We start from the raw sequence: 23,542 nt of genomic DNA on the forward strand, positions 1-23,542 counted from the left end.
TCTTCATGGAACCTCCTCGGGAAAGGGGACGAGAAAATTCCACTTCTGGCGTCAGCTAATGGGCGGGGGGATTACCAGGCGACCGCAGTCCGGGCCGACATTTCCATCGCGACCGAAGCACAGACATTGATCGAAGCTGCAGTGACGCATTTCGGCCGTCTCGACATCCTGGTCAACAACTCCGGGGTGTGGGATGTCGGCATGGTCGAACACATGAGCGAAGACCAATACCGCCGCTTGTTCGATGTCAATGTTCTGGGCATGTTGCTGACAACGCAGGCGGCGATCAAACACCTCAAAGACGAGGGCAGCATCGTCAACATCTCTTCGTCGATCACCACCCTGCGGTCTCCGGGAACATCGCTCTACACCGCCAGCAAGGCAGCAGTGAATGCAATTTCTGGCGTGGTGGCCAAGGAGCTGGCTCCACGGAAGATACGCGTCAACATCGTCAGTCCCGGTTTTGTGATTACCGAGGGCACGACCAACGCCGGCATTGTCGGCTCGCAAATGGCGGACGGTATCGTGGCGCAAACGCCGCTTGGGCGTGCTGGTCAGCCGGAAGACATCGCAAGCGTGGTGACATTCCTTGCCTCGGACGATGCCAGATTCATTACGGGCGAGGAGATTCTGGTGACCGGCGGACTGCGTTGATTGTTCCGCTTTGACAGCTGGCCTGCTCGGCCAGCTGCCCAGGCGCGGTCTAGCTGGAGGGAAGCACGGGTGCGGCGTAGACCACTACATGATGACGCGGACGCACCGATCTCCCAGGACGCTCGCTTGTACAGCGAAGTCATTGCTTGGCAAGAAAAAAGCGCGGGTCATGATGATTGCCTGTATCGACGATCTTCAAAGGCACTCATAACAAATGACCCCGCAGCTTGGAAGAGATGTCGCGGTCACGTCGTCTGGCAGTAACGGTGCCTGGATGCGGCTGGGCAACTTCAGCCCAAAGAATCGACCGAGTCCGATCAGTTCGAAACTGGGTACAAGATAGCGTCTTCATTGCGCGATCAATCGATCATCGCGCTTGATGCCCGCGAAAACTCCGGCGGCCCTTACGAATGGTTCATGTGAGTATTGCGTGCTCTGTATGGCAGCGACCATGCAAACACGGAAGCAGTGCAAACGTGGATCGACAAGATAGCGCTAGAACAATGAGGCCCGCACCGCTCCCGACGCCGCCCAATGGAAAAAAAGTTCTAAACGCGCCATTTCAGTAGCGCACTGACCACTGAAAATACAGCACCAAACTTCTCGCGTGCCGGAAGGGGAAGGCCGACGTCCAGTTTTTCCTATTTCACGATCTTCGTTCTCAATTCAGATGATGCGCGCGGCGTTTCATAGACGCAGACGTCGCTTGAACCAATAGCGTGGAAAGAAGCAGCCCACATCGCCCCATAACCGCAATTCGCAAAAACCAACCCGACTTCGCTTCGAACAACAATTCCCCAACATTGTTCTCGCAAGGTGTCAGGCCCAATTCATTGCAATGACTCCACTACCGCCAACGAGGTCGTCCTTGCGCCAGATCTTTAAGCTTCCGCTTGCCTTGGCATTGATGACAACCGTCGCTCAGCCGGCGATGCCAGCGCCAAGCACTGCTTCCGCCAGAACTGTCACGTCCCAACTACCACGGACAGTACGCCCTACACATTACACGCTGGACATAGTTCCGCATGCCGAAAAGCTTAGCTTCGACGGCAAGGCAGCGATCAACATCGTGGTGCTGCAGCCAACAGACAGCATCACCCTGAACTCAGCCGAACTTAGCTTCAAGCGAAGCACACTCTTGCGAACCGAGAATAGCAAGCTGCTGCGCGCGACGGTCAGCACCGACGCCGCCGCACAGACGGCCACCTTCGCCTTTGCCGAGTCCCTTCAGCCCGGCAACTATTTGCTATCGATCGACTACAGCGGTGTGATCAATACACGGTCCAACGGACTATTTTCCGCCGATTTCACAACACGGCAAGGCCAACGCCGCGCACTGCTTACCCAATTCGAGGTAGCCAGCGCACGTAGCTTCATCCCATCCTGGGACGAGCCTAATTACAAGGCAACCTTCGACCTGGCAGTGACTGTGCCGGCAACGCAGATGGCAGTCAGCAACATGCCGGTGGCCGCGACCACCCAGAGTGCTGGCGGATTGAAACGGGTGTTGTTCGAACGCTCACCCAAGATGTCGACCTACTTGTTGTTTTTGGGCGTCGGCGATTTCGAACGAACTACCATCAAGGCAAACGATGGCACACAGATAGGGGTGGTCGCGCAAAAAGGCAAGCATGGGCAGACCGGTTTTGCATTGGATTCTTCGCGCGCAATACTGCAGGAATACAACGATTACTTTGGCATTCCGTATCCTCTTCCAAAACTGGACAACATTGCAGCTCCCGCGCGTTTCACGGTGGCGATGGAAAACTGGGGCGCCATTCTCAGTGCTGAGCGGTACTTGTTGCTGGACCCAGCAACAGCCGACATCAAGGATAAGCAACTCATCTTCAGCATTGCCGCTCACGAAATCGCGCATCAGTGGTTCGGCAACCTAGTCACCATGGCGTGGTGGGACGACCTCTGGCTCAATGAAGGCTTCGCCAACTGGCTGGGCGCGCGCACCACCATGAAGTTGCACCCCGAATGGGATGCCGACAACACGTTTGCTGCAGAACGCAGCCGAAGGGCAATGCAATTGGACGCACTCGTGACCACACATCCGATAGTGCAGCATGTGGCCACCGTGCAGCAGGCGGATGAAGCGTTCGACCAGATTACCTACGACAAGGGGGAGGCCGTCATAGCCATGCTGGAAGACTACATCGGTGCCGATCACTGGCGCGATGGTGTGCGGCGTTATATCGCCCAGCATCGCTACGGCAACACGGCGACCAACGAGCTCTGGCAGCAACTCGACGCTGAAGCACCAGACAGACAGCTCATGCAGGTTGCGAATGACTTCACTCTGCAGCCAGGTGTTCCACTGATCAAAGTCAGCAGCCGCTGTGTTGCGGATCATACGGCCGTGACCCTTGAGCAGGGCGAATACACGATCGATCGGCCCGATAAATCGCCACTGCGCTGGCGTGTGCCGGTAGCACTTCGCAGCCATAGAGGCAGCTTGACGCGTACGCTGGTCGATGGTCGCGCACAGGTGCAGTTGCCCCGTTGCGACTCACCAGTGCTGATCAATGCCGGCCAAAGCGGCTATTACCGAACACTGTATGCGCCTGCCCTTTTCAAGGAACTCAGTACCGGCTTTTCCGCGCTGCCGGTGGTCGACCAGATGGGCGTGCTGATGGATGCCAGCGCACTTGTTGCGGCCGGCCTGCAGCCAGAAGCCGATCTGCTTGACCTCATCGACGGTGTGCACGTAAATGCATCGCCGGATCTGTGGGGAGAGATAGCGCAAACGCTTGTGGAGATAGACGCGTTGTTCGATGGCGACTCCAAGGGTCAGATCGCCTGGCGCAATCATGCGGTTGCAGTGCTGACCCCCGTTTTTTCTAAGCTTGGGTGGGACCCCCGTCCCGGTGAGACCAGCCAGACCAGACAGGCACGTGGCCAACTACTCACGACCCTGGGTGTGTTGGGTGATCCGGCAGTCATCGCCGAAGCGCGTCGCCGATTTATCGCCTTCCAGCTCGCGCCCGACGCGCTGTCAACAGACATGCGTAAACCTGTATTGCAGATAGTTGCACAGCATGCCGACGCAGCCACGTGGGACGCCTTACACGCTATGGCGAAGGGGGAAGCCAGTGCGTCGCTACGCGAGCAGTACTACAGTCTCCTCGGTAGCGTGCAAAATGCAGCTCTGGCGCAACGCGCGCTTGAGTTAGCACTCAGCGATGAACCCACCGGCAATATTGGAGTACGCGTACTAGTCGCAGTATCGCGACAGCATCCGGATCTGGCATTCGAATTTTCCGTCGCACATTTGCAGCAAGTGAACGCGCTGATCGCCGCGTCCCAAAGCAACTTCTACCCACGCTTGGCTAACGGCTCAGCCAACCTGCAGACTGCCGAGAAAGTCAGAGAATATGCGGAAAAAAATCTCGACCCCACCTCCCGTGGCGATGCTGAGGCCACGATCGCAGCGATTCAAACGCGTGCGAAGCTGCGCGAGCGGCGGGTACCGCAGATCCAGGCATGGTTGGAAGCCAGGAAGGCTTCTCAACCATTAAGAGTTGATAGATAAGGACTATAGAAGTTTTCCGAGACTTCGCTATAGCCCCCCTATTCCGTCCCACGGAATTGCTGCATCCAATGCGATCGACCAGCCTGACGGCCGCCCAATGTATCCACCCGCACGTTACCTCGCGCATGCACACGAATGATCTATGGAAAAGAGCCCCGGACCAAGCCGGGGCTCAGACCTTCATGCACAACCCAACACTTACTCCACCAGATTCTTGCCCGCCCCTGCGGTGGCGATCACCTTGGCCTTGACCTGTGCGGCCGGGGTGATGCTGTAGGTGTAGCCCAGCGGTTCGGGGAACACCTTGGTGGTGATCCAGTTGGTGGCGTTGGCGTAAGGCTTGCTGCCGTCCGGGGTGCTCCAGGTGATGCCGCTGCCGACGTAGTTGTTGATCAGGTCCCAGTAGCCGATCTCGCTGCTGTCGCGCGAGGTCACCGGGTTCTTGATGTTCTCGAAGTAGTTGGACTCGATCTTGGCCACCCCGCCCATGCGCACGTTGATGCCCGAGGTGGTGACGTTGTTGAAGTAGTTGTTGTAGATGTGGCTCAGCCCACGACGTTGCAACGGCACGCGCGATTCGACGTTCTCGAAGCGGTTGTGGTGATAGGTGGTGCGTGCAGCCGAATTCTTGGTGTCGCTGTCGCTGTATCCATTGAGCGCGACCTTTTGATAGTTATAAACGTAGTTGTAGGACACGGTGACGTGATGGGTGCCCTTCTTCATGTCGATGCCGCCATCGAAAGACGCATCGCCGGCACCCGAGCACTTGGTCAACGAGGCGAACACGGTGTTGTGGTCGACCCAGATCTTGGATGGCGAGCCGCTGGAATTGCCTTCCAGTGAGATCGAGTCGGCATCTTCGCCGCCCTGCAGCAGGCCGATGGTCATGTTCTGGATGATGACGTTGCTGGAATTACCCACCACCCATAGCCCGAAGTTGGCCGACGAGCCGTTGGCCCCCTTGATGGTGATGTTGCTCTTGTTCTTGATCTGCACGGTCTTGGCCGGCAATTTCCACTGAGCACAGACGTCCTTGATGGAGCTGAAGTCGAACTTGCCGGTGTAGTTGAGCACCAACCCACCGCTGCCGGAATAGCTGTCGATGGCCGCCTGCATCGCCTCGAAGGTAGCCACGTTGACCGGTGTCTTGTTGCCGCCGCCGGTGGTGGTGGCACCGTACCCGACCGGGCCGGCGATAGCGCCCGCAGCGCAGGCGGACAGTGCAAGCGCGAATGCGCCCTGGAATGTCTTGCTAATCATGCAGCCTCTCCCAAAGAAGTGGAAAAGCGATGCGTGCTGCCTGCGCCGGAGCGACGACAACAGCAAAGCGGTGCGTGGGGGCCGCATTCTTCGCGCGATTTAAAACATAAAACAATTATCCATAACTGAAACTTTGACGCACCACGGTGTTCTCCTCGCAGGACATGCAAAAGAGACAGCGAGGGACACCCGGGACAGGACACGGTTATGTCGTGTGCGCTGTTTTTTTATGTAGGCAGATGTGTTTTCCATGCATGCAAACGCAGACTGATGCTGGTTTGCTCACGCGCGCTTTCGACCGCAGTTGCTAGCGGCAAATGCGTTTTTCAGGCATCCACATGCACCACGGGATGTTGCGCAGTGGTAACTGCATACGAACGAGCGTTGTGAGTGTCATTGGTGTAGCAGCAGTGCCATCGCAGGCATGCGCGGTTGCGCGGCATCAGATGCCGGTGTGCTGGAGATAAGGCGTGATTGCGCTTTGGATCAATCGCGACAGTGGGCGAGCGCTGGCGCCATGACAAGTCTCTATCGACAAGTTCAGGCCACTTCAGCCCGACCACGTGGTGCGTCAGGTAATGCTCGACCGCAGCGTGGCGATCAGCATTGGATACGTGGATTCAGCGACACGCCGTTGCGGCGCAGCTGCGTGTCTCAAGACGACGACTCTTCAAACGTTGCCACACCGTCGCTTGCGATGCGCAGGCCGCAGCGCAGGCTCGATCGAGATGCGTCGCAGCAGCGCCTGGCAGGCCGAGCACGCGCAGATTCGCGTGCACTCACTACCCCGGCGCCCCATCCGCTCAAACCGCGCGGCTGGCCAGCATGGACGCATGCGCCAGTTCCGCGCCGGGCCACGGCGTGTGGTCGTCGAGGAAGTTGCCGACCAGGCGCATGCACGCCGGGCGCTCTTCCACATGCGGCATATGGCTGGAATTGGCGAACACATGCCACCGCGCGTCCGGGATCAGACGCGCGTACGGCTCCACCGTTTCCGGCGTGGCTTCGTCGTACTTGCCCGACAGCACCAGCGTCGGCACGCTGATGCGATGCAGGCGCTCGATGATGCTCCAGTTGCGCAGGCTGCCGACCACGTGGAATTCGGTCGGGCCATTCATGGCGTGGTACACGGTCGGGTCAGCATCGATGGCGGCGAAGGTGCGTGCCACGTCGGCAGGCCACGGCAACACGCGGCAGACGTGCTGGGCGTAGAACACCTGGCTTGCGGCGCGATAGGCCGGATCGTCCAGGGTGCCGGCCGCTTCGTGCGCGTCCAGCGCCGCCTGGATGTCCTCGGGCAGGCGCGCGCGCAGCCGTAGCGCGGCAGCGCGCCACAGGCCCATCGACGCCGGCGAGTTGGCAATCACCAACGCACGCAGGCCGGCCGGCCGCCGCACCGCATGCTCGGCCCCCAGCATCCCGCCCCAGGACTGCCCCAGCAGCGCGTACTGCGACAGCCCCAACTGTGTGATCAGTGCCTGCAACTCGTCCAGAAACAGCCCCACCGTCCAGAAACCGGGGTCTGCATTGGGAAGATGGGTGGACTTGCCGTTGCCGAGCTGGTCGTAATGGATCACCGCGCGGCCATTGGCGGCCAGGTCCTTGAAGCTGTCCACATAGTCATGGGTGCAGCCGGGGCCGCCGTGCAGCACGATCAGTGGGCAGGCGTCGCTGCGCAGGTCGCCGGTGATGCGGTACCAGGTCCGGTACCCACGAAATTGGACGTAACCTTCGGTGGACTGCATGACCTGCGCCTGCTAACGGCAAGAATGAGCGCCGAGCCTAGCGAGTGAACCGCCGTGCGTTAACTGGCAAAACTCCCAGGTTCGCGCTGCTTTCGAAGGTCCGAGCCCGATACGCGAGCGAGGCGACCCAGCTGAGCGCGCCGTTGGTCGCCAGGACGGCCATCGACCAGCACCGCGATTGCGCGCGCCGATCGCAGGTTTCCGCCATTACGAAATCGCCTATCGCTGGGCGCCGGCGCAGACGCTGAACACACCGCGCTTACGGCTCCAGCAACCGGTAATGCATGCCACGCACCACGGCCTCGACGCGATTGCGCGCGCCCAGCTTGCGTGCTGCCGAGTTCAGATGCAGGTTCACCGTGGCGGTGGACCGGTTGAGCGCGGCGGCAATGCTCTTGGCCGTCAGCCCCTTGGCCGAGTACTGCAGGCATTCGCGCTCGCGGCGGGTCAAGGCGATGTGGTGGCAGCGGCGTTCCTGCGGATCAAGCAACTCCTGCGCACGTGCCTGAAAGGTATGCGCCAGCAGCAGGAAGGGCGATAACTGCGCTTCGGCCAGCCGTGGCGCCTCGACCGCGACCGCGTCCACCGCAGCGCTGAATGTTGCGAACGCGCCGCCAGGCAGGTGCAACGGCACGGTGACACCGGTTCCCATGCCGCTATCGCACAAATAACGTGTGACCTGCCGATGCTGGCTGCCGACGTATTCCACGCCCTCCATGTCGCCATCGCTGCGATAGGACCACACGAATGGCGTGGTACGTCGCGTCGCACGCTGCTGAACCGGGTCGTGTTGGTAATAGCCGTGCTCGCACCAGACGTGCTGCATATCGCCTGGCGCATTGCGCTGCATGAACACTGATGGGGTGATCAAGGCACCTTCCAGACTCAGCGGCACCGGCGCGTAGTCGTAGACCAGCGACTGGAAGCCCAGCCCGCAGACGTCGGCGAACACCCGGTCCAGGCAGGCATTGAGCGTGTGCAGCGCCTGCAGATCGCGGCCCAGGCTGGCCAGAGTGTCGAACATGGTGGGTCCTTCGGTGTCGACGTATGCCGCTGGAGGGCATCCAGCATGGAAAACCTAGCACTTTTACCAATGGATGGGCTTGGCGGCCACATTATCGTCACAATGCCAGTCAGACAGCTGCACTGCAGCATTGACGTTCAGACGCTTCCACTGCGCCTGCGTTGCGACCCGGCATTCCTTTCAGCGGACACCTGCATGACCGACACCCCCCGCCGCGACGACGCGGCCGCGCTGGAACGCTTTGGCTACACCCAGGAACTCAAGCGGCAGCTCACGCTCAAGGATCTGCTGATCTACGGTCTGGTGTTCATGGTGCCGACCGCGCCGTTCTCCATTTTCGGCGGCGTGTTCGACATCAGCGCCGGGATGGTGCCTCTGACCTACCTGGTCGGCTTCGTGGCGATGCTGTTCACCGCGTTGAGCTATCAGCAGATGTCGCAGGCGTTTCCGGTCGCCGGCTCGGTATATGCGTATGTGGGGCGCGGCCTGAGCAGCGGCATGGGCTTTCTGGCCGGTTGGGCAATCCTGCTCGATTATCTGCTGGTGCCGACCCTGCTCTACGTGGTCGGCGCCAACGCCATGCACAACGTGCTGCCGGCGGTGCCGCAGCCGGCATGGGTCGCCTTCTTCGTGGTGCTCAACACGCTGGTCAACCTGCGCGGCATCGAAACCACCGCGCGTGCCAATCGCTTCTTCCTCTACGCGCAGCTGGTGGTGCTGGCGGTGTTCGTGGCGCTGGCCACCGTGGCGATCCAGCGTGGCGTCAATGGCGCGCACTGGAGCCTGCGTCCGTTCTACAACCCGCAGGCATTTTCGCCGCAGCTGATCTTCAGTGCCTTGTCGGTGGCGGTGGTGTCGTTCCTGGGCTTCGATGCGATCTCCACGTTGTCGGAAGAGGCCCGTGGCGGCAACCGCGTGGTCGGCCGGGCGACCCTGCTGGCGCTGTTGCTGGTGGCCGGCCTGTTCGTGCTGCAGACCTGGTTGGCCGCGCTGCTGCAACCCACCCTGCAACGCTATCCCAGCGCGCAGGCCTCCAACGATGCCTTCTTCGAGATCGGGCGCTTGATCGCCGGGCCGTGGTTGCAGGTCGTCATTGCGCTCACGGTCGCGATCAGTGCGGCGATCGCCAACTCACTGGTGGCGCAGGCCGCCACCTCGCGCCTGCTGTTCGCCATGGCACGTGACCGCCAGCTGCCCGCCTTTCTGCGCTACATCCATCCACGCACCGGCGTGCCGCAGCGCGCCATCCTGCTGGTGGCGGGCTTGAGCATGGTGCTGGGCGAAGTCTTCGTCGGACAGATCGCGCTGCTGTCCTCGTTGTGCAATGTCGGCGCGCTGACCGCCTTCATCCTGTTGCACGTGGCGGTGCTGTGGCATTTTCGCGGACAGGGCCGCAGCCTGCTGTTGCATGTCGCGACGCCGTTGATCGGCATCGTCATCCTGGCCTATGTGCTGATCAATGCCGACCGGCATGCACAACTCGGCGGTACCGCGTGGATGGTGGCCGGGCTTGCGGTCCTGGCGTTTTTGAAAGCCAGCGGCCGCTCGACCGAGTTCCGCGCCAGCGACGCGTTGGAATAAGCCGTCGCGACTCCGTATACAGGCGAGCTCACAGTCTGCGCCGACATACCGCCGGCAGCTGCGTAGCGCAGACCAGATTCAAGTCTGCAAGGGCTATGGGCGCAGGCCATCCCGCATGCGGCGTGCCTGCCTGTATCGCCTGACAGCTTGATCCAAGCGTCGCTGCAGATGCAGTGTGTATCGCATCGCCTTATGTGCGGCGGCGTGCGTGTTGCAGACGATCCCGGCGCACTCGCGCAGCGGCGATTGCGCATGCGTAAAGCGATGGCATGGCGTGCACACGCCGACCGCTGCACGCAGAACACGATTATCTTTTTATCGACTGCCAATCTCTGAACGAGATTTTCAGCACATATTCAGCTTTAAACATTCGCTAGTCTCGTTCGGCGCCAACGATGGCGCCCGCAGGGTGTGGCCCCCGCCGCAGCCTGTCGTTCCCTGACGAGAAGGACTACCCATGAATCGCAAGAATGCGTTGTACCTGGCGCTGTTTTCCGCCGTTTCCGGCTCCGCACTGGCAGCGCCACCGACCGAAATGGACGCGGCACCGGTGAGTACCGCGCCGCAAGCGGCCAAACTCGGCGCGGCGACATTGCAGTCGGCAAGTCTGCGGGGCGGCATCCTGCCCACGCGTGTGGTGCAACTCGCTGCGCCCACCAGCACCGAGATCAGTCGCGTGCGTGAGCGCCGCATCGCACAGGTCAAACATGGGCAGCCCTTGCAGATCGGTTTTTCGCGCGCGGTTGCCAAGCCCTTGGTCAACCTGGCCACGCTCGATTGGCAGATGGCCAAGGATGGCTCGCGCGTGGCGACCCTGAAGGTCGGCTCCGCACAGGCGGCCTCGCTACGAGCATCGCTGATCCTGCGTGGCGCCGGCGCCACGCCGGGCGATCCGTCCAAGGTGACGCTGCGCTTTGCCGGCGACGACGGCCGGGTGTTCGAGCAATCCGGTGCCAGCTTCGCCGCCAGCGGCGATGCGATCGGCTGGTCGCCCACCGTCAGCGGCGAGAACCTGCTGGTGGAACTGTCGCTGCCGGCCGGCCAGTATCCGGAGAACTTCAGCCTGAGCATCCCGCAACTGTAGCATCTGGACATCAGCCCCACCGCCAGCGCACGCGACATGATGACCATTGCCATCGGCGAGAGCGACTCCTGCCAGAACGATATCGTCTGCCGCGCCAATCCCACCGCCGGTTTTACCAATGCCGCAAAGGCGGTGGCGCGCATGGTGTTCACCACCAGCCAGGGCTCGTTCCTGTGCACCGGCACGCTGCTCAACAACACCAACTCGCCCAAGCGCAACCTGTTCTGGACTGCCGCGCACTGCATCAGCACGCAGACCGTTGCCAACTCGCTGCAGACCTACTGGTTCTACGATGCGGCCAGCTGCAACGGCAACACCGCCAGCGCGCAGGCCACCACCTTGACCGGTGGTGCGTTCCTGCGCCACGCCAACACCACGCGTGACACCGCGCTGCTGGAGCTGAAGACCGCACCGCCGAGCGGCGCGTTCTACGCGGCATGGAACAGCGCAGCGATCGGCGCGACCGGCACGGCGATCGTCGGCATCCATCACCCGTCCGGCGACGTCAAGAAGTATTCGCTGGGCACCGTCAATGGGCTGAGCACCACCATCGACGGCAAGAGCCCGCTGTATCGGGTGGTCTGGAACGACGGCGTCACCGAGGGTGGCTCGTCCGGCTCGGGCCTGTTCACCGTCGCCAGCGGTGGTGCGTACCAGCTGCGCGGCGGTCTGTACGGCGGCTACTCGTTCTGCACCGCCCAGACCGATCCGGACTACTACTCGCGCTTCTCGGACGTGTATTCCAGCATTTCCACCTACTTCGGCCCGTAAGCGGTTGCTGCACGTGGCAGGCGGGGTATCGCCTGCCACGTGCGATTGCGCTTGGCCTGCGTGCAACACAGTCGATTGATTGACGCATTTCGTGGATAAATCCGTGTGCGTTGATTTTTTTGTGCATCGACCTGTGGACGTTATCGAACACGTACATCGATCCGCGTGCGGTACTTCATCTGTATCGCCTTGATGATGCAGACTTGGCAGCTCCTCCTTTACCTGGATCGGCATGCCCATTCAACGCAATCTCCACATCATCGCCGCAGCTGCACTGCTGGCCTTGTCGCTACAGGTCACCGCCAGCGCAGCCGGCAGGCCGGCCAATCGCGACGACGTCAAGGCATACGCGCTGCAGCTGTGCCTGGACAACAACTACGAGCGCAGCGGCAAATACACTTCCGACCAGCTGCGCGACCGCTCGTATCTGCTGACGACCTATGCGCTCGACAATGCCAAGGTCGGCGCCACCGACCGGCTGCATCGCTATGTCGCCGAACAGACGGCAGACTTCCATCGCGCCGAGGTGCCGATGAAGGACGAAGCGCGCCGGGGCCCATTCAACAGGATCTTTGCACAATGCATGGCGTTCTATCGTTCGCCTGCGTTGAACGAGTTCATTGCACGAGAACTCTGAAGGCAATCGCTGCAAGCTCACCGTTCGATGGAGACGAACGGATCGGCGTGACGATTCGGCGCAATTCATCAGATAGATCACGCTACACGCAGGGTGCGCCGCGATTGCGGCTTCCTGGATCTGTGGCTGCGAGCCGTTGCCGCAACCACCTGACCCTTCTAGATGGTCCCGACCGTTGCCGGCCGCTGACGCGCATCCGGATGCGCGCATACCCTGGCGCCTTGCGTGACGCAGTCGCAAGCCCGACCACCTCACGATAGTCTGACGCAGTGCCGCTCGCCGCCTGGCACATCCTCTTCCCCGCTTCGACAGGAGCCGCAATGTCCGCATCTTCTCCACGCCCTTCCCGTCGCCAGATGCTGCGCATCGCGCTGGCCGCGGGCACGCTGAGTGTGGCGAGCCAGCTCGGTGCTGCACTACGGCGCGAGCCGAAGGAAGACCTTGCATCACCGGACCCGGCAGCGCCGGCGCCCTTCCCGGCCAACGGCAGCGTGCTGGTCCTGCTCGGCACCAAGGGTGGCCCCACCCCATCAGCGCTGCGCGCCGCAGCCGCCAATGCGCTGGTCATCGACGGGCAGCCCTACCTGATCGACTGCGGCAATGGCGTTGCACAGCAACTGGCCAAGGCCGGCATCCGCCTGCCTGCGCTGCGCGATATCTTTCTCACCCATCACCACTCCGACCACAACGCCGACCTGCTCAACGTGGTGTGGCTGGCGTGGGCCAGCGGGCTGCAGACGCCGGTGCATCTCTATGGCCCGCCCGGCATCGCCAGGATGGTGGATGCGTTTGTCGAGATGAATGCCATCGACATCGATGCGCGCATCCGCGAAGAAGGCCGCCCGCCGTTCAAGCAGCTGATCCATGTGCACGAGTTCGACCAGCCCGGCACGGTACTGCAGAACGACCAGGTCACCGTCACCGCCACGCTGGTGGATCACTACACGCTCAAGCCGGCGTTCGCCTACCGTTTCGCCGTGCGCGACCGCACGGTGGTGTTCTCCGGCGATACGCGCTACCTGCCTGCACTGGCCGAATTCGCGAAGGACACCGACATCCTGGTGCACGAGGTGATGTACCTGCCCGCGCTGGAAAAGATGCTCAAGACCAACGACAACGCACCGACCTTGCTCGATCATCTGCTCAAGAGCCACTCAACCAGCGAGGACGTCGGCAAGATCGCATCGGCAGCCGACGCGAAGATGCTCGTGCTCAATCATTTCGTGCCCGGCGGCGACCCGACAATCACCGATGCCATGTGGAGCGCAGGCGCGCGCAAGCACTACGCCGGGCCGATTGTGGTCGGCAAGGATTTGATGCGGTTGTAGCGGGATAAGTAGGCACTACCTGACTGCGCACCGCCGTCAACGTGCGCGATCTTTTGCCAGCCGTTTCAAGTCACCACCGGAGTGCGCAGGCTCCATACGCTCGCATCTGCCTTGCAATACGCGTCGATAAACGCCTGCTGTGAGGGCATCTGCTCCACCACCTGCCGGATCGGCTGGGCAATGCCGTCGAGCAGGCGACGCAGGTCGTGATCGGACAGCGCACGCGCCAGCGGGTGATGCTGCGCGGGCACGATCCCCTGCCCCATCAGCACATGGGTCCAGGAGTCGACGCGAAACAGTTCATCGGCCGCTTGCCAGGCATGTGCGCGTTCGCGCCAGGCGCGCAGGCGCAGCGCGAGCGATTCGGGCAGCTCCATCGCGCGGCACTGGCGCCACAGCGGCTCGTCGCGCCGGGTGGCGTGGTAGTGCAGGATGATGAAGTCGCGCACGTGTTCCATCTCGGCGCGGCTGATGTCATTGAACAGCTCCACCTGCGAGGACGCGATGCCGTCTGCCGGGAACAAGGTGATCAGGCGCACCACCGCGGCGATGGTGAGATGGATGCTGGTGGATTCCAGCGGTTCGATAAAGCCGCTGGCCAGGCCCAATGACACCACATTCCTGTTCCAAGCCTTGAGTCGACGACCGGTGCGGAACGGCACCAGCCAGGGGTCTTTCAGCGCAGGCGCGGCCACATCGCGTAGCAACTTGGCATGCGCCTCGTCGTCGGACAGGTGTTTGCTGGAAAACACCAGACCATTGCCGACGCGATGCTGCAGCGGGATATGCCAGCGCCACCCGGCTTCGTGCGCGATGGCGCGGGTGTACGGCACCGGTGGGCCAAGCGCTTCGGTCTGCACCGCAACGGCGCGATCGCACGGCAACCAATGGCTCCAGTCCTCGTAGCCGGTGTGCAACGCCTGCTCGATCAGCAGGCCGCGAAAACCGGTGCAATCGATGAACAGATCGCCCTCGAGCACCTGCCCGTCTTCCAGCAGCAGGCTGGCGACATCGCCACTGTCCGGTTGCAGCGTCACCTGCTGGATCCTGCCCTCGATGCGCCTGACACCGCAGGCCTCGCTGCGCGTGCGCAGGAACCTGGCATACAGCGCGGCATCCAGGTGATAGGCGTAATTGACCGCAGGCTCGCGCAACAGTGCGAAACGATCCAGGCGCGAGGCCACGGTTTCCAGGCAGTAGTCGCCAAAGCTGCCCGGCATGCCGCGGCGCTGGCTTTCCAGCCATAGATGATGGAAGGCGCACACCAGCGTGCTTTGCCCGGTGATGCCGAAGGGATGGATATAGCGCTCGCCCTGGCGGCGCCAATGCTCGAAGGAGATCGACAACTTGAAGGTGCCGGCCACCGCGCGCAAAAACTCCTGCTCGTCGATCTGCAGGAAGCGATGGAAGCTGCGGATCGGCGGCACCGTGGATTCGCCCACGCCCACGGTACCGATCTGCTCGGACTCGACCAGGGTGATCTCCAGCAGGTCGCGGAACTGATGCGACAGCGCGCAGGCGGCGATCCATCCGGCGGTGCCGCCGCCGGCGATGACGACCTTGCGAATCGGGCCCTGGCTCACTGCGCGCTCCTGTGTGATGGATCTGGGGTGGCCGACACAACGGCTTGATCGGTCGTCTGAGTAACGCGAAAGGCCTGCATGGAGCGGAACGCGTGAGTGGCACAGGCGAATGCCGCGCATCGACCCTGCCCGCCAGGCAGCTGCGCAATTGTCCGGCGAGTCGCCGTAAAGCCGATCTCGCGCATCAGCGGTTGAGTTTGCCGATCAGCATCGCGCGCAGCTGTCGCGCGAGGGTCGGATCGATCGGGCCCAGCGCATGCCGCGCCTGCTCGGGCAGGTGCTCGCCCGCGCGCTCAGCCGGGCCGAACACGTAGTAGTCGAACAGGGCGCGCCACGCTGCTTTCTCCGCTGCCGGACGGTCGCGGATGGCCCAAAGAGCGTGATACAGGGCGGGCATCGGCGCCGGCAGATGCGCGGGCACGCTGCTCCACCAGTAGTTGACCAGCACGTTGAATGGCTGCAGCGATTGCACGTGATGCCACCACATGCCGGGAATGAACAGGGCGTCGCCCGGCTCCAGCACGGTGGTGCGCGCCTGCGCCAGCGCGTCGGCAAATCGTGGATACCGCAGCAGATCCGGATTGGCGATATCCACCATGCTCACGACCTGCCCGCCCGGCGTGGGATCCAGCGGGCCGGGATACAGGTTGGCCACCTGCTCGGGCGGAAACAGCGTAAAGCGACGTTGCCCCACCGCACAGCACGCCAGGTTGTTGGGGACATCGTAATGGCAGGAGGCGATGACGCGATTGCCGATCCAGATGCTTGGCTGCACCGCGATGCCGCTGGCGGCGACATCCAGCTCATTGCCTGCGCGCAACCCTGGCAGGTTGTCGTCGATCGGCAACGAGGCCAGGTAGTAGGTGGGCGGCTGCGGGTCATCGCGATGCGTCACGATGGCCTCCAGCAAGCTGCTCAGGGTGCCGCGTTGCACCTCGAAATTCAGCGCGCTGCAATCGTCGCTGTAGAACGGGCGGCTGGCGATCTCCGGGCCGCCATGGGAATACTGCAGAGCACGCCCGCTATCGTGCGCGCGCAGCAGCGCCATCGCTTCGTCGGGGCTGCGCAGCCCGGCCTGCACCAGCGACCAGTCGCGTGCGATGCCACGCAGCACCACCGGCTCGGCCGCCTCGCACAGCGCGGCAAGCGGCAGCGCGTCGGGATGGCAATCGCGGCGCTCGGCGATGGGCGCAATGGAGGAGATGGCTGCGCCCGTGGTCATGCGCTCAGGCGAACGCGGCGGTCGCAGATGCAGCGTGCACCTGCTGCAGGCGGCGCTGCTTCTCGGCCATCAGCCGACGCACGTTGTGCAGCGAGGCCAGCATCAGGAATGCAGCCTCCAGATAGCCGGCCCGATGCAGTTGCTGCAACGACGACGCATCGAGTGCGGCAAGCCGCTCGCGGTCGATGGCGAACAGGCCTTCCAGCGTGGTGGCATGGGTGGCATCCAGCGTGACATCCAGCTGCACCGGCTGGATCAGCCCCAGCGTGTCGAAGGCGGCCGCCATCGCCTGGCCGGCATCCACACCGTCGCGAATGCCGCGCAGCACACCGATGACGTGCTCCAGATACGGGCTGTGGCCGCCCTGCGGCAGAAACACTGCCTCGCCTTCGTGGCGACTGACGCGTGGGTGCTCCAGATCGACGTGGATCACCGGCTCCTGCCCCAACACGCCATCGATGCGCTGCTCCTGGAAGCCGATCAGGAATGGCCCCTTGGCCACGATGCCCGGCAGATAGCTGGCAGCCCAGCGACCATCCTGCAGAAACAGATTCTCGTCCTGCGCAAAGCCCAGCAGTGCCACCGACTGGTAGCCGCCGGTGGCCGGATCCTTGCGAAAGAACAGCGGGTACTCGCGCTGCAGCTCGGCGTATTCGGTGACGAACGCAGGCACCAGGCCGAGCGCGTCGCCGAACTCGGCACCGAAGCGCAGGATGACGCGCAGATCGTGATGCGCCACGTTGTTGAGCACTGCGTATCGCGTCATCTGAAACTCCCACGGTGCGCCGCAAGGGAGCACCGCATCACGTGGAATGCGTCGATTGCGCGGCCAGGTGCCGCGCCTGCTGTGGCGAGCATTGCCAAAAAGCGACAGGCCGGCAAGCGGCACAGCAGAATGGGGATCGGCACGGCAGCAAGCTGCGTCGCTGCGGTGACCCGGCGGCCTTCCGGCTGCTGGCTGTAGCGGCCGTCAAGGGGAACGCACCGCGCGCCCGGAGCGGCGTGCACGTCGGCATCTGCCACGCCGCCCACCGGCTGCGCCCACCTGAGCTGAGCGCAGCCGGCCTGTCAGAACGCGTAGCGCACACCCAGCGTGTAGCGTGGCTGCTGGTCGATCAGGCGGATGATCTGCTTGTCCGAGCGCCCGTGCCAACGCACGTCTTCGCCGGTCAGGTTGATCGCCTCAAAGCCCACGGAAAGCTGCTTGCTGAAGCTGTAGCTGACGCTGAGATCCCACTGCTGATAGGCCTCGACGTAGTACGGATTTCGGTTGGCATTGTCCTGGTTGGCGGCGATCAGGTACTCGTCGCGCCAGTTCCAGGCCAGACGCGCACTCCAGCCGTATTTTTCGTACATCAGCATCACATTGGCGGTGTCGCTCAGACCGAGCAGCGCGAACTGGTCGCGATCGATCACGGTATTGTCGAAGCCCACATCGCCCTCGACGATGGTGTAGTTGGCATAGATGCCGAAGCCGGTGCTATCGAAGAAGTACTGCCCGCCCAATTCCCAGCCGTGGATATTGGCCTTGTTCTGATTGACCGGGCGCGACACATCGAACTGATACAGCGGGTCGGAGGCATTGCCGACGATGTCGTAGGCGTTCTCCAGTGCCAGGCTCTGCGCGGAGCTGCCGTTGTAGGCGGCCAGCCCGCCGGTGGCCGCGGCATTGCGCAGCAGCGCCATCGCCGCAAACAGCGCCGTGTCGTTGGCCGAGCACGCCGCCGCGACGTCGTTGCCCGACGCCCCCACTTGCGCTGCGCAGGCGCCGCTCTGCAGGAACGCCAGCGCGGCCTGCGCGTCAGGGCCGGAGGTGGGATCGCTCAGCCCGTACAGGGATTCGCGCGAGACCGTATTGCCGATGAAGTTGCTGACGCGCTTGTTCCAGAACGTGGCCGACACGTAGCTGGCATCGGCGAAGTACCACTCCAGCGCCAGGTCGAGGTTGTCCGATTCCAGCGGATCCAGCTGCGGATTCTGCGCGCTGCCGCCGGCCCGGTTGGAGGGATTGATCAGGATCGAGCCATTGGGCGTGTTCGGCGTCGGGCCAGCGATCAGGTTGTTGTAGGGCGCACGCGCGATGGTCTGGCCGAACGAGGCCCGTCCTTTCAGCTGATCGGAGATGTCGATGCTGAAGTCGAGATTGGGCAGGATGTAGTTGTAGCTGGTCTTCTCGCTGAAGGGCTGCTGCTCGGTGGAACGCAACAGCTGGAAGTCGTTATTGGCCTGCCACAGCAACGCCGTGGGCGTGGCCACCTGCGAGGTGGATTCCACATCGGTACGCTCGTAGCGCAGGCCCAGCCGGGTATTGGTGGTCATGCCGGAGATGTCGCCCTTCAGTTCCAGCTGCACATAAGCGGCGCGGGTCTTCTCTTCCACCTGGTTGTCGGCGCTGTATTGCGGGTTGTAGCGGGTGGTGGCGCCGTACTGGCTGCCACCCCACAGCGCCAGCTGATCGGCATCGCCGCGCCAGGCATTGGGCGCGGCGCCGTTGGCGTTGAAGTCCTTGAACATGCCGATGATGCTCACCGGCCGCAGCAGTGCCTGCATGCCGGGCTCGTTGCCGGCGTTTGCCACGCCCCAGTCGCCCAGCGTGGAGTTGGTGTCGCTGGTAAGCCGGTTCATGGTGGTATTGGCGCTACTCACGCCGAACTGGAAGCGCCCGTCCTCGAAGTCGAAGGTGCCGTCCATGCGGCCTTCCTTGATCTCGGTGACCTGCGATTGATAGAAGATGCGCAGGAACTGCGAGCCGAGCTCGGCGGGGGTGAAGTCCGGGTTGAGCACGCCGTTGGTGCCGGCCAGGGAATCGGCCGCGGTGGGGTACCAGGTGCGCGCGCCAATCGGCAGCCCGCCATTGAAGCGCAGCTCCTGCCCCCACTGGCCGCCGCAGGACGGGCCATTGCTGCAGTTGTTGGTGCCGGCGAAACTGAAATACGTGGCACTGCCGCCGGTGACCGGGTCGTTGGGCAGGCTCTTGGTCTTGGAGTTGTGCGCATCGAAGGACAGCTGGAAGCGGTCGTTCACCTGCCAATCGGCATTGAAGCCGAGCGAGCCGAGTGTGTACTTCTGCTCGTTGCGCTGCTGCTCCATGCCGAAGTCCTTGGCACCGTTGGGCACATCGCGCAGATACACCGGCGTGGCCACCGCCTGGCCGGTATCGAAGGTCAGATCGGTGAAGCTGTTGGCGCGCTGCAGCCAGATGCCCTGCTCGCCGCGCTCTTCGCGGATCTCGTTGGACGAATAGGTGTAGTCCAGCGTCAGGGTCAGGCTGTCGCTGGGGGCGAACTGCATCACCGCCTGGCCGTTGGTGCGCTCGCGCTGGAAGTCGGCGAAGGCATAGCGCAGGTCGTTGGGCATGCCGTACAGCTGGCCGATCGCCGGGGCGTTGGTCACCACCGCATCCGGACGCAAGGCCGGGTCGGTACCGGTCCAGCGCTGGATGTTCCAGGTGTTTTCGGTGGCCTGCACCGAGCCGCCGTGGCGCTTCTGGTAACTGCCGCTCAAGCCGATGCCGAAAGTCTTGTCGGGATTGGTATAGCTGAAGATGCCGGAGACTTCGGGGGTGAGCGAATCGCCGAACGGCTGCGAACGATCCGACACCATCTTGGCGCCGGCGTTGGCCACCACGCCGGAATGGTTGAACGGCTTGTCGGTCTGGATATTGATGGTCGCGCCGATCCCCCCGCTGGGTGCGGTGGCGCGGCTGGTCTTGTAGACCTCGATCCCGGTGATGGCCTCGGAGGCGAGCTGGGCGAAATTGAACGCACGCGTGCCCACATCCACGCCCCCGATCGGGGTCTGGCCCGGCGCACCGAACGCATCGGCACCGGGAATCAGGCGGCCGTTGAGGGTGACCGTATTGAACTGCGGGCCGAAGCCGCGTGCAGTGACCTGCGCGCCTTCGCCATCGCGGCGCTCGATCGAGATGCCGGTGATGCGTTGCAGCGACTCGGCCAGATTGGTGTCGGGAAATTTGCCGATGTCTTCTGCGCTGATTGCATCCACCACGCCGGCAGCGTCGCGCTTGATGCCCATCGACTGGTCCAGGCTGCTGCGGATGCCGGTCACGTTGACCGCATCAAGCGTGGTGGCGGTTTGTGCGCTGGACTGCGGCGGCGATACCTGCTGCGCAGCAGCGTCCTGCGCGAAGGCCGGATTGATCACCAACAGGCCACCGACGAAGGTGAACATGGCCTTCGACTTGAAATTGCTCAACGTACGACGCATCGATCTATCCTCGGGTCTGGTCCAACACCCACGGCCGTGGTCGCGGAATGCGACGCGGCGTTTGCCTGGCCACGCACCTTGGACGGCACGCGACATACATCCTTAGCAGCACTTCATCTGATCCCCCGTGTCGAACCGAACGACGGATCCCCCTGATGCCGACCGTGCGCGTGCAACCTCCGTGAAGGACGCTGACTGCGACGGTCTGTACAGCACGTGCGACTGCCTTCCCTACCCCTGAATCCGTGGCCGGCGCAGCCCTGTGCGCCACATCATTTCAATCGGCTGCCATCACTCCATCCCAGCGTGATAGCGCTACCACGCGGCGCAGACTAGTCACGCGTGCCGGCGCTTGTCACCCTGCGTTGCAGCAAACATGCAGCGACACATCCAGGCACAAAACACCGCGCGCGCTCGAGCTCGCACGGTAGACGCAGACCTGCCGTGGCTGTAAGCGTTATCAGCAGCGAGTGCAGCAATGACGCTTTGGTATGGGCCGTGCAGGACGTGGCGATGATCGCCACAATGCCGGTTTCAAAAGTTGCGCAAAGTGTCACGGCGATCGCAGCACGCGATCAGTGCATGGCGGCATTGCCAGCAATGCGAGGCAACCGGATCGAGCAACGATGCGAGCACATGCGTTGGATCAACGCCCTGCGTTGATGGCGATGTATGCAGAGACAACAACGGCGCAATCGCTGCAATCGATTGCGCCGTTGTTCGACACACTTCGCGTGTCTGCGCCCCGCTCGTCCGCGCCGTTGCAGCGCGGACGAGTGCATCGGCAACCGCTAGCCGATCGCATCCAGCTGGTTGTCGCCACGCTGGGCATCGGGCAACACATGGTCCGGATCCAGCGTCACATGCAGCACTTTCTGCGTGGTTGGCAGCGTCAGCTTGGGTGCGGTGTTCTGCAGCCAGGTTTCCACCGGCACGCGGCGGTCCAGATGGCTGCCGTCGGCCAGGTCCACCCGCACGGTGACCGGCATTACCAGTTTCTGGCTGCTGCGCAGCGTGAGTTGCAGGCCCTTGGCAGGATCGTGATCGATGTAATGGGCCTCGCTGATGCCCATATCCAGCTGCCAGTTGTTGAGATACCAGCCGCGCCACCACCAGGCCAGATTTTCGCCACTCTCGCTTTCCATCAGCCGGAAGAAATCCGATGGCGTGGGATGCTTGTAAGCCCAGGTCGCGATGTACTTGCGGAAGGCCGGATCGAAGCGCTCCGGCCCCAGGATCTGCTCGCGCAACAGCACCAACCCCAACGCACCCTTGAAATAGGTCAGCGAATGCCGGTAGGTCTCGCTGGTGGAATCGGCGTTGTCCATCAATGTCGGCGCACCGTCATCGGCCAGCAGCGGCAGGATTTCGTCGACCGGGTTGCCGCCCTTGGGCGCATATTCCGAATCGCGCTTGGGTGCGTACTCGCCCTTGTTGAAGGCATCGGATGCATAGACATCGATGAAGGTATTGAAGCCTTCGTCCATGAACGCGTGGCGGCGCTCGTTGGAGCCGACGATCATCGGGAACCAGGTGTGGCCGATCTCGTGCGCGGTGATCCAGAACAACTCCTTGCCGCTGTCTTCGAAGCCGTCGAAGACGATGCCGGGATACTCCATGCCCGCACCGTACCCGCCCAGGTTGATCGCGGCCGGCCACGGATACGGGTACCACTGCGAGAAATGTTCGATCGCGCCCTTGACGTATTCGGTGGAGCGGTTCCACTTGTCCGCGCCCACGCCCTCCAGCGGATACACCGACATCGCCAGCGACTGCTTGCCGCCCGGCAACTTGATGCGCGCGGCATCCCACACGAACGCAGGCGAGGCGGCAAACGCGACATCGCGGGTGTTGTCCATATGGAAGCGCCAGGTGCGCGTGGCGTTTCCCGCAGGTTTGGCTGCGCGCGCGCTCACTTCCTCGGGCGTGCGGATCAGCACCGTGCGATCGCTGCTGCGTGCCTGTTGCAGGCGTTGCTGCTCGCTGCGGCTGAGCACCTCGGCCGGATTGGTCAGCGCGCCGGAACCGGCAACCAGGAAGCCCTCCGGCACGGTCACCGCGTAGTCGAAGTCGCCGTACTCCAGATAGAACTCCGAGCCCAGATACGGCTGCGTGTCCCAGCCGCGCAGATCGTCGTAGACGGCCATGCGCGGATACCACTGTGCAATCTCGTAGATCTCGCCCTGCTTGCTGGCACTGACCGCAGTGCGCCCGCCCCAGGTGCCCGGAATCGTGTAGCGGTAGCGGATATGCACGGTCAGCGCCTTGCCCTGCCCCGCCAGCGGCTGCGGCAGGTCCACCCGCATGCGGGTGTCGTCGACGACGAAGTGCGCGGATCGGCGACGCCCGCCGTCATCGATTTCGACACTGGCGATCTGCATGCCGTCGGTGAACTGGGTACGGCGCGACGGCCGGCTGGCGGCAGCACGCGCATCGGCGCGGTAGATGTTCTGGTCCAGTTGCAGCCACAGCACGCTCAGCGTGTCCGGGCTGCGGTTGGTGTAGTGGATCGCCGCCTCGCCCGTGAGCGTGTGCGTTGCCGGGTCGATGCTGGCGTTGAGGGTGTAGTCGGCACGGTTCTGCCAGAACAACGGGCCGGGCACGCCGCTGCCACTGCGGTAGGCGTTGGGTGCGTCGGGCAGTTGCAGCGGCGCGAACAAGGCCAGCGGATCGAAGGTACTGGCTGGGGCGGCTGCGTTGGCTGCGGGCGCGGCATGCGCGTACGCGGTGATGCACGCCAGCGACAGCGCAACGGCGAGCGATCGGCGCAAGGTGGGGAACATGCGTGAGGTCCTGCGGCGGAGGGGATCCCCATCCTACGGTCGCCCTTGCCCGGCACGGCACTGCCATTGGTCCCGGTTGCGGCATCGAACTTCTCGACGGTGACA

The 23,542-nt window shown here is 63.0% G+C and carries 14 protein-coding genes and 1 pseudogene; 7 read left to right on the top strand and 8 right to left on the bottom strand.

Going from position 1 to position 23,542, the window contains the following annotated elements; all coding sequences use genetic code 11:
• Both LL972_RS14625 and LL972_RS14630 read left to right on the top strand, forming a co-directional pair.
• Positions 1 to 654, top strand: a 654-nt coding sequence (locus tag LL972_RS14625; protein ID WP_228328210.1) for an SDR family NAD(P)-dependent oxidoreductase, incomplete at its 5' end; no start/stop codon positions are given.
• A gap of 868 nt (positions 655 to 1,522) precedes the next feature.
• A complete protein-coding gene (locus LL972_RS14630; protein ID WP_228328211.1) occupies positions 1,523 to 4,192 on the top strand; it encodes a M1 family metallopeptidase in 2,670 nt (889 codons plus the stop codon).
• 198 nt (positions 4,193 to 4,390) lie between these two features.
• On the opposite strand, the gene LL972_RS14635 is transcribed toward LL972_RS14630, so the two are convergent.
• The 3 genes from LL972_RS14635 to LL972_RS14645 form a co-directional block, all read right to left on the bottom strand.
• Entirely contained in the window at positions 4,391 to 5,452 is a 1,062-nt protein-coding gene (locus LL972_RS14635) for a pectate lyase family protein (protein ID WP_228328212.1), read from the bottom strand.
• 803 nt (positions 5,453 to 6,255) lie between these two features.
• Positions 6,256 to 7,197 carry a proline iminopeptidase-family hydrolase gene (locus tag LL972_RS14640; RefSeq protein WP_228328213.1) on the bottom strand — a complete coding sequence of 314 codons (942 nt, stop codon included), beginning with the start codon at positions 7,195 to 7,197 and terminating at the stop codon, positions 6,256 to 6,258.
• Between the two features lie 259 nt (positions 7,198 to 7,456).
• On the bottom strand, positions 7,457 to 8,221 hold the full coding sequence (locus LL972_RS14645) for a LuxR family transcriptional regulator (RefSeq protein WP_212579950.1): 765 nt from the start codon (positions 8,219 to 8,221) through the stop codon (positions 7,457 to 7,459).
• Between the two features lie 195 nt (positions 8,222 to 8,416).
• Here LL972_RS14645 and LL972_RS14650 point away from each other — a divergent pair, with 195 nt between their 5' ends.
• From LL972_RS14650 to LL972_RS14665, 4 genes and pseudogenes are all read left to right on the top strand, one after another.
• Entirely contained in the window at positions 8,417 to 9,802 is a 1,386-nt protein-coding gene (locus tag LL972_RS14650; RefSeq protein WP_228328214.1) for an APC family permease, read from the top strand.
• A 457-nt stretch (positions 9,803 to 10,259) separates the two neighbouring features.
• A pseudogene (locus LL972_RS14655) lies at positions 10,260 to 11,657 on the top strand (trypsin-like serine peptidase).
• A 232-nt stretch (positions 11,658 to 11,889) separates the two neighbouring features.
• Positions 11,890 to 12,294: a hypothetical protein gene (locus LL972_RS14660; RefSeq protein WP_228328215.1), complete on the top strand. Its 405-nt coding sequence runs from the start codon at positions 11,890 to 11,892 to the stop codon at positions 12,292 to 12,294.
• Positions 12,295 to 12,614: 320 nt separating this feature from the next.
• The gene (locus LL972_RS14665; protein ID WP_228328216.1) at positions 12,615 to 13,622 is read left to right on the top strand and encodes an MBL fold metallo-hydrolase; all 1,008 of its coding nucleotides are present in this window, start codon (positions 12,615 to 12,617) and stop codon (positions 13,620 to 13,622) included.
• Between the two features lie 65 nt (positions 13,623 to 13,687).
• On the opposite strand, the gene LL972_RS14670 is transcribed toward LL972_RS14665, so the two are convergent.
• The 4 genes from LL972_RS14670 to LL972_RS14685 all read right to left on the bottom strand — a co-directional run bounded on the left by LL972_RS14670 (position 13,688) and on the right by LL972_RS14685 (position 20,654).
• Entirely contained in the window at positions 13,688 to 15,205 is a 1,518-nt protein-coding gene (locus LL972_RS14670; RefSeq protein ID WP_228328217.1) for a tryptophan halogenase family protein, read from the bottom strand.
• Positions 15,206 to 15,389: 184 nt separating this feature from the next.
• Entirely contained in the window at positions 15,390 to 16,427 is a 1,038-nt protein-coding gene (locus tag LL972_RS14675) for a cupin-like domain-containing protein (protein ID WP_228328218.1), read from the bottom strand.
• Between the two features lie 4 nt (positions 16,428 to 16,431).
• The gene (locus tag LL972_RS14680) at positions 16,432 to 17,193 is read right to left on the bottom strand and encodes a SapC family protein (RefSeq protein ID WP_228328219.1); all 762 of its coding nucleotides are present in this window, start codon (positions 17,191 to 17,193) and stop codon (positions 16,432 to 16,434) included.
• A gap of 302 nt (positions 17,194 to 17,495) precedes the next feature.
• On the bottom strand, positions 17,496 to 20,654 hold the full coding sequence (locus LL972_RS14685; protein WP_228328220.1) for a TonB-dependent receptor: 3,159 nt from the start codon (positions 20,652 to 20,654) through the stop codon (positions 17,496 to 17,498).
• Positions 20,655 to 21,167: 513 nt separating this feature from the next.
• Between LL972_RS14685 and LL972_RS14690 the strand changes: the two genes are divergently transcribed.
• Positions 21,168 to 21,317, top strand: coding sequence for a hypothetical protein (locus tag LL972_RS14690; RefSeq protein ID WP_228328221.1), 150 nt, complete (start codon positions 21,168 to 21,170; stop codon positions 21,315 to 21,317).
• Positions 21,318 to 21,445: 128 nt separating this feature from the next.
• Here LL972_RS14690 and LL972_RS14695 read toward each other — a convergent pair whose 3' ends face one another.
• Complete coding sequence (locus tag LL972_RS14695) at positions 21,446 to 23,437, bottom strand: M1 family metallopeptidase (RefSeq protein WP_228328222.1); 1,992 nt, start codon at positions 23,435 to 23,437, stop codon at positions 21,446 to 21,448.
• Positions 23,438 to 23,542 lie beyond the last annotated feature (105 nt).

Origin of the sequence: Xanthomonas campestris pv. asclepiadis (genome assembly GCF_020784175.1) — a bacterium.
Lineage (GTDB): Bacteria > Pseudomonadota > Gammaproteobacteria > Xanthomonadales > Xanthomonadaceae > Xanthomonas > Xanthomonas campestris_D.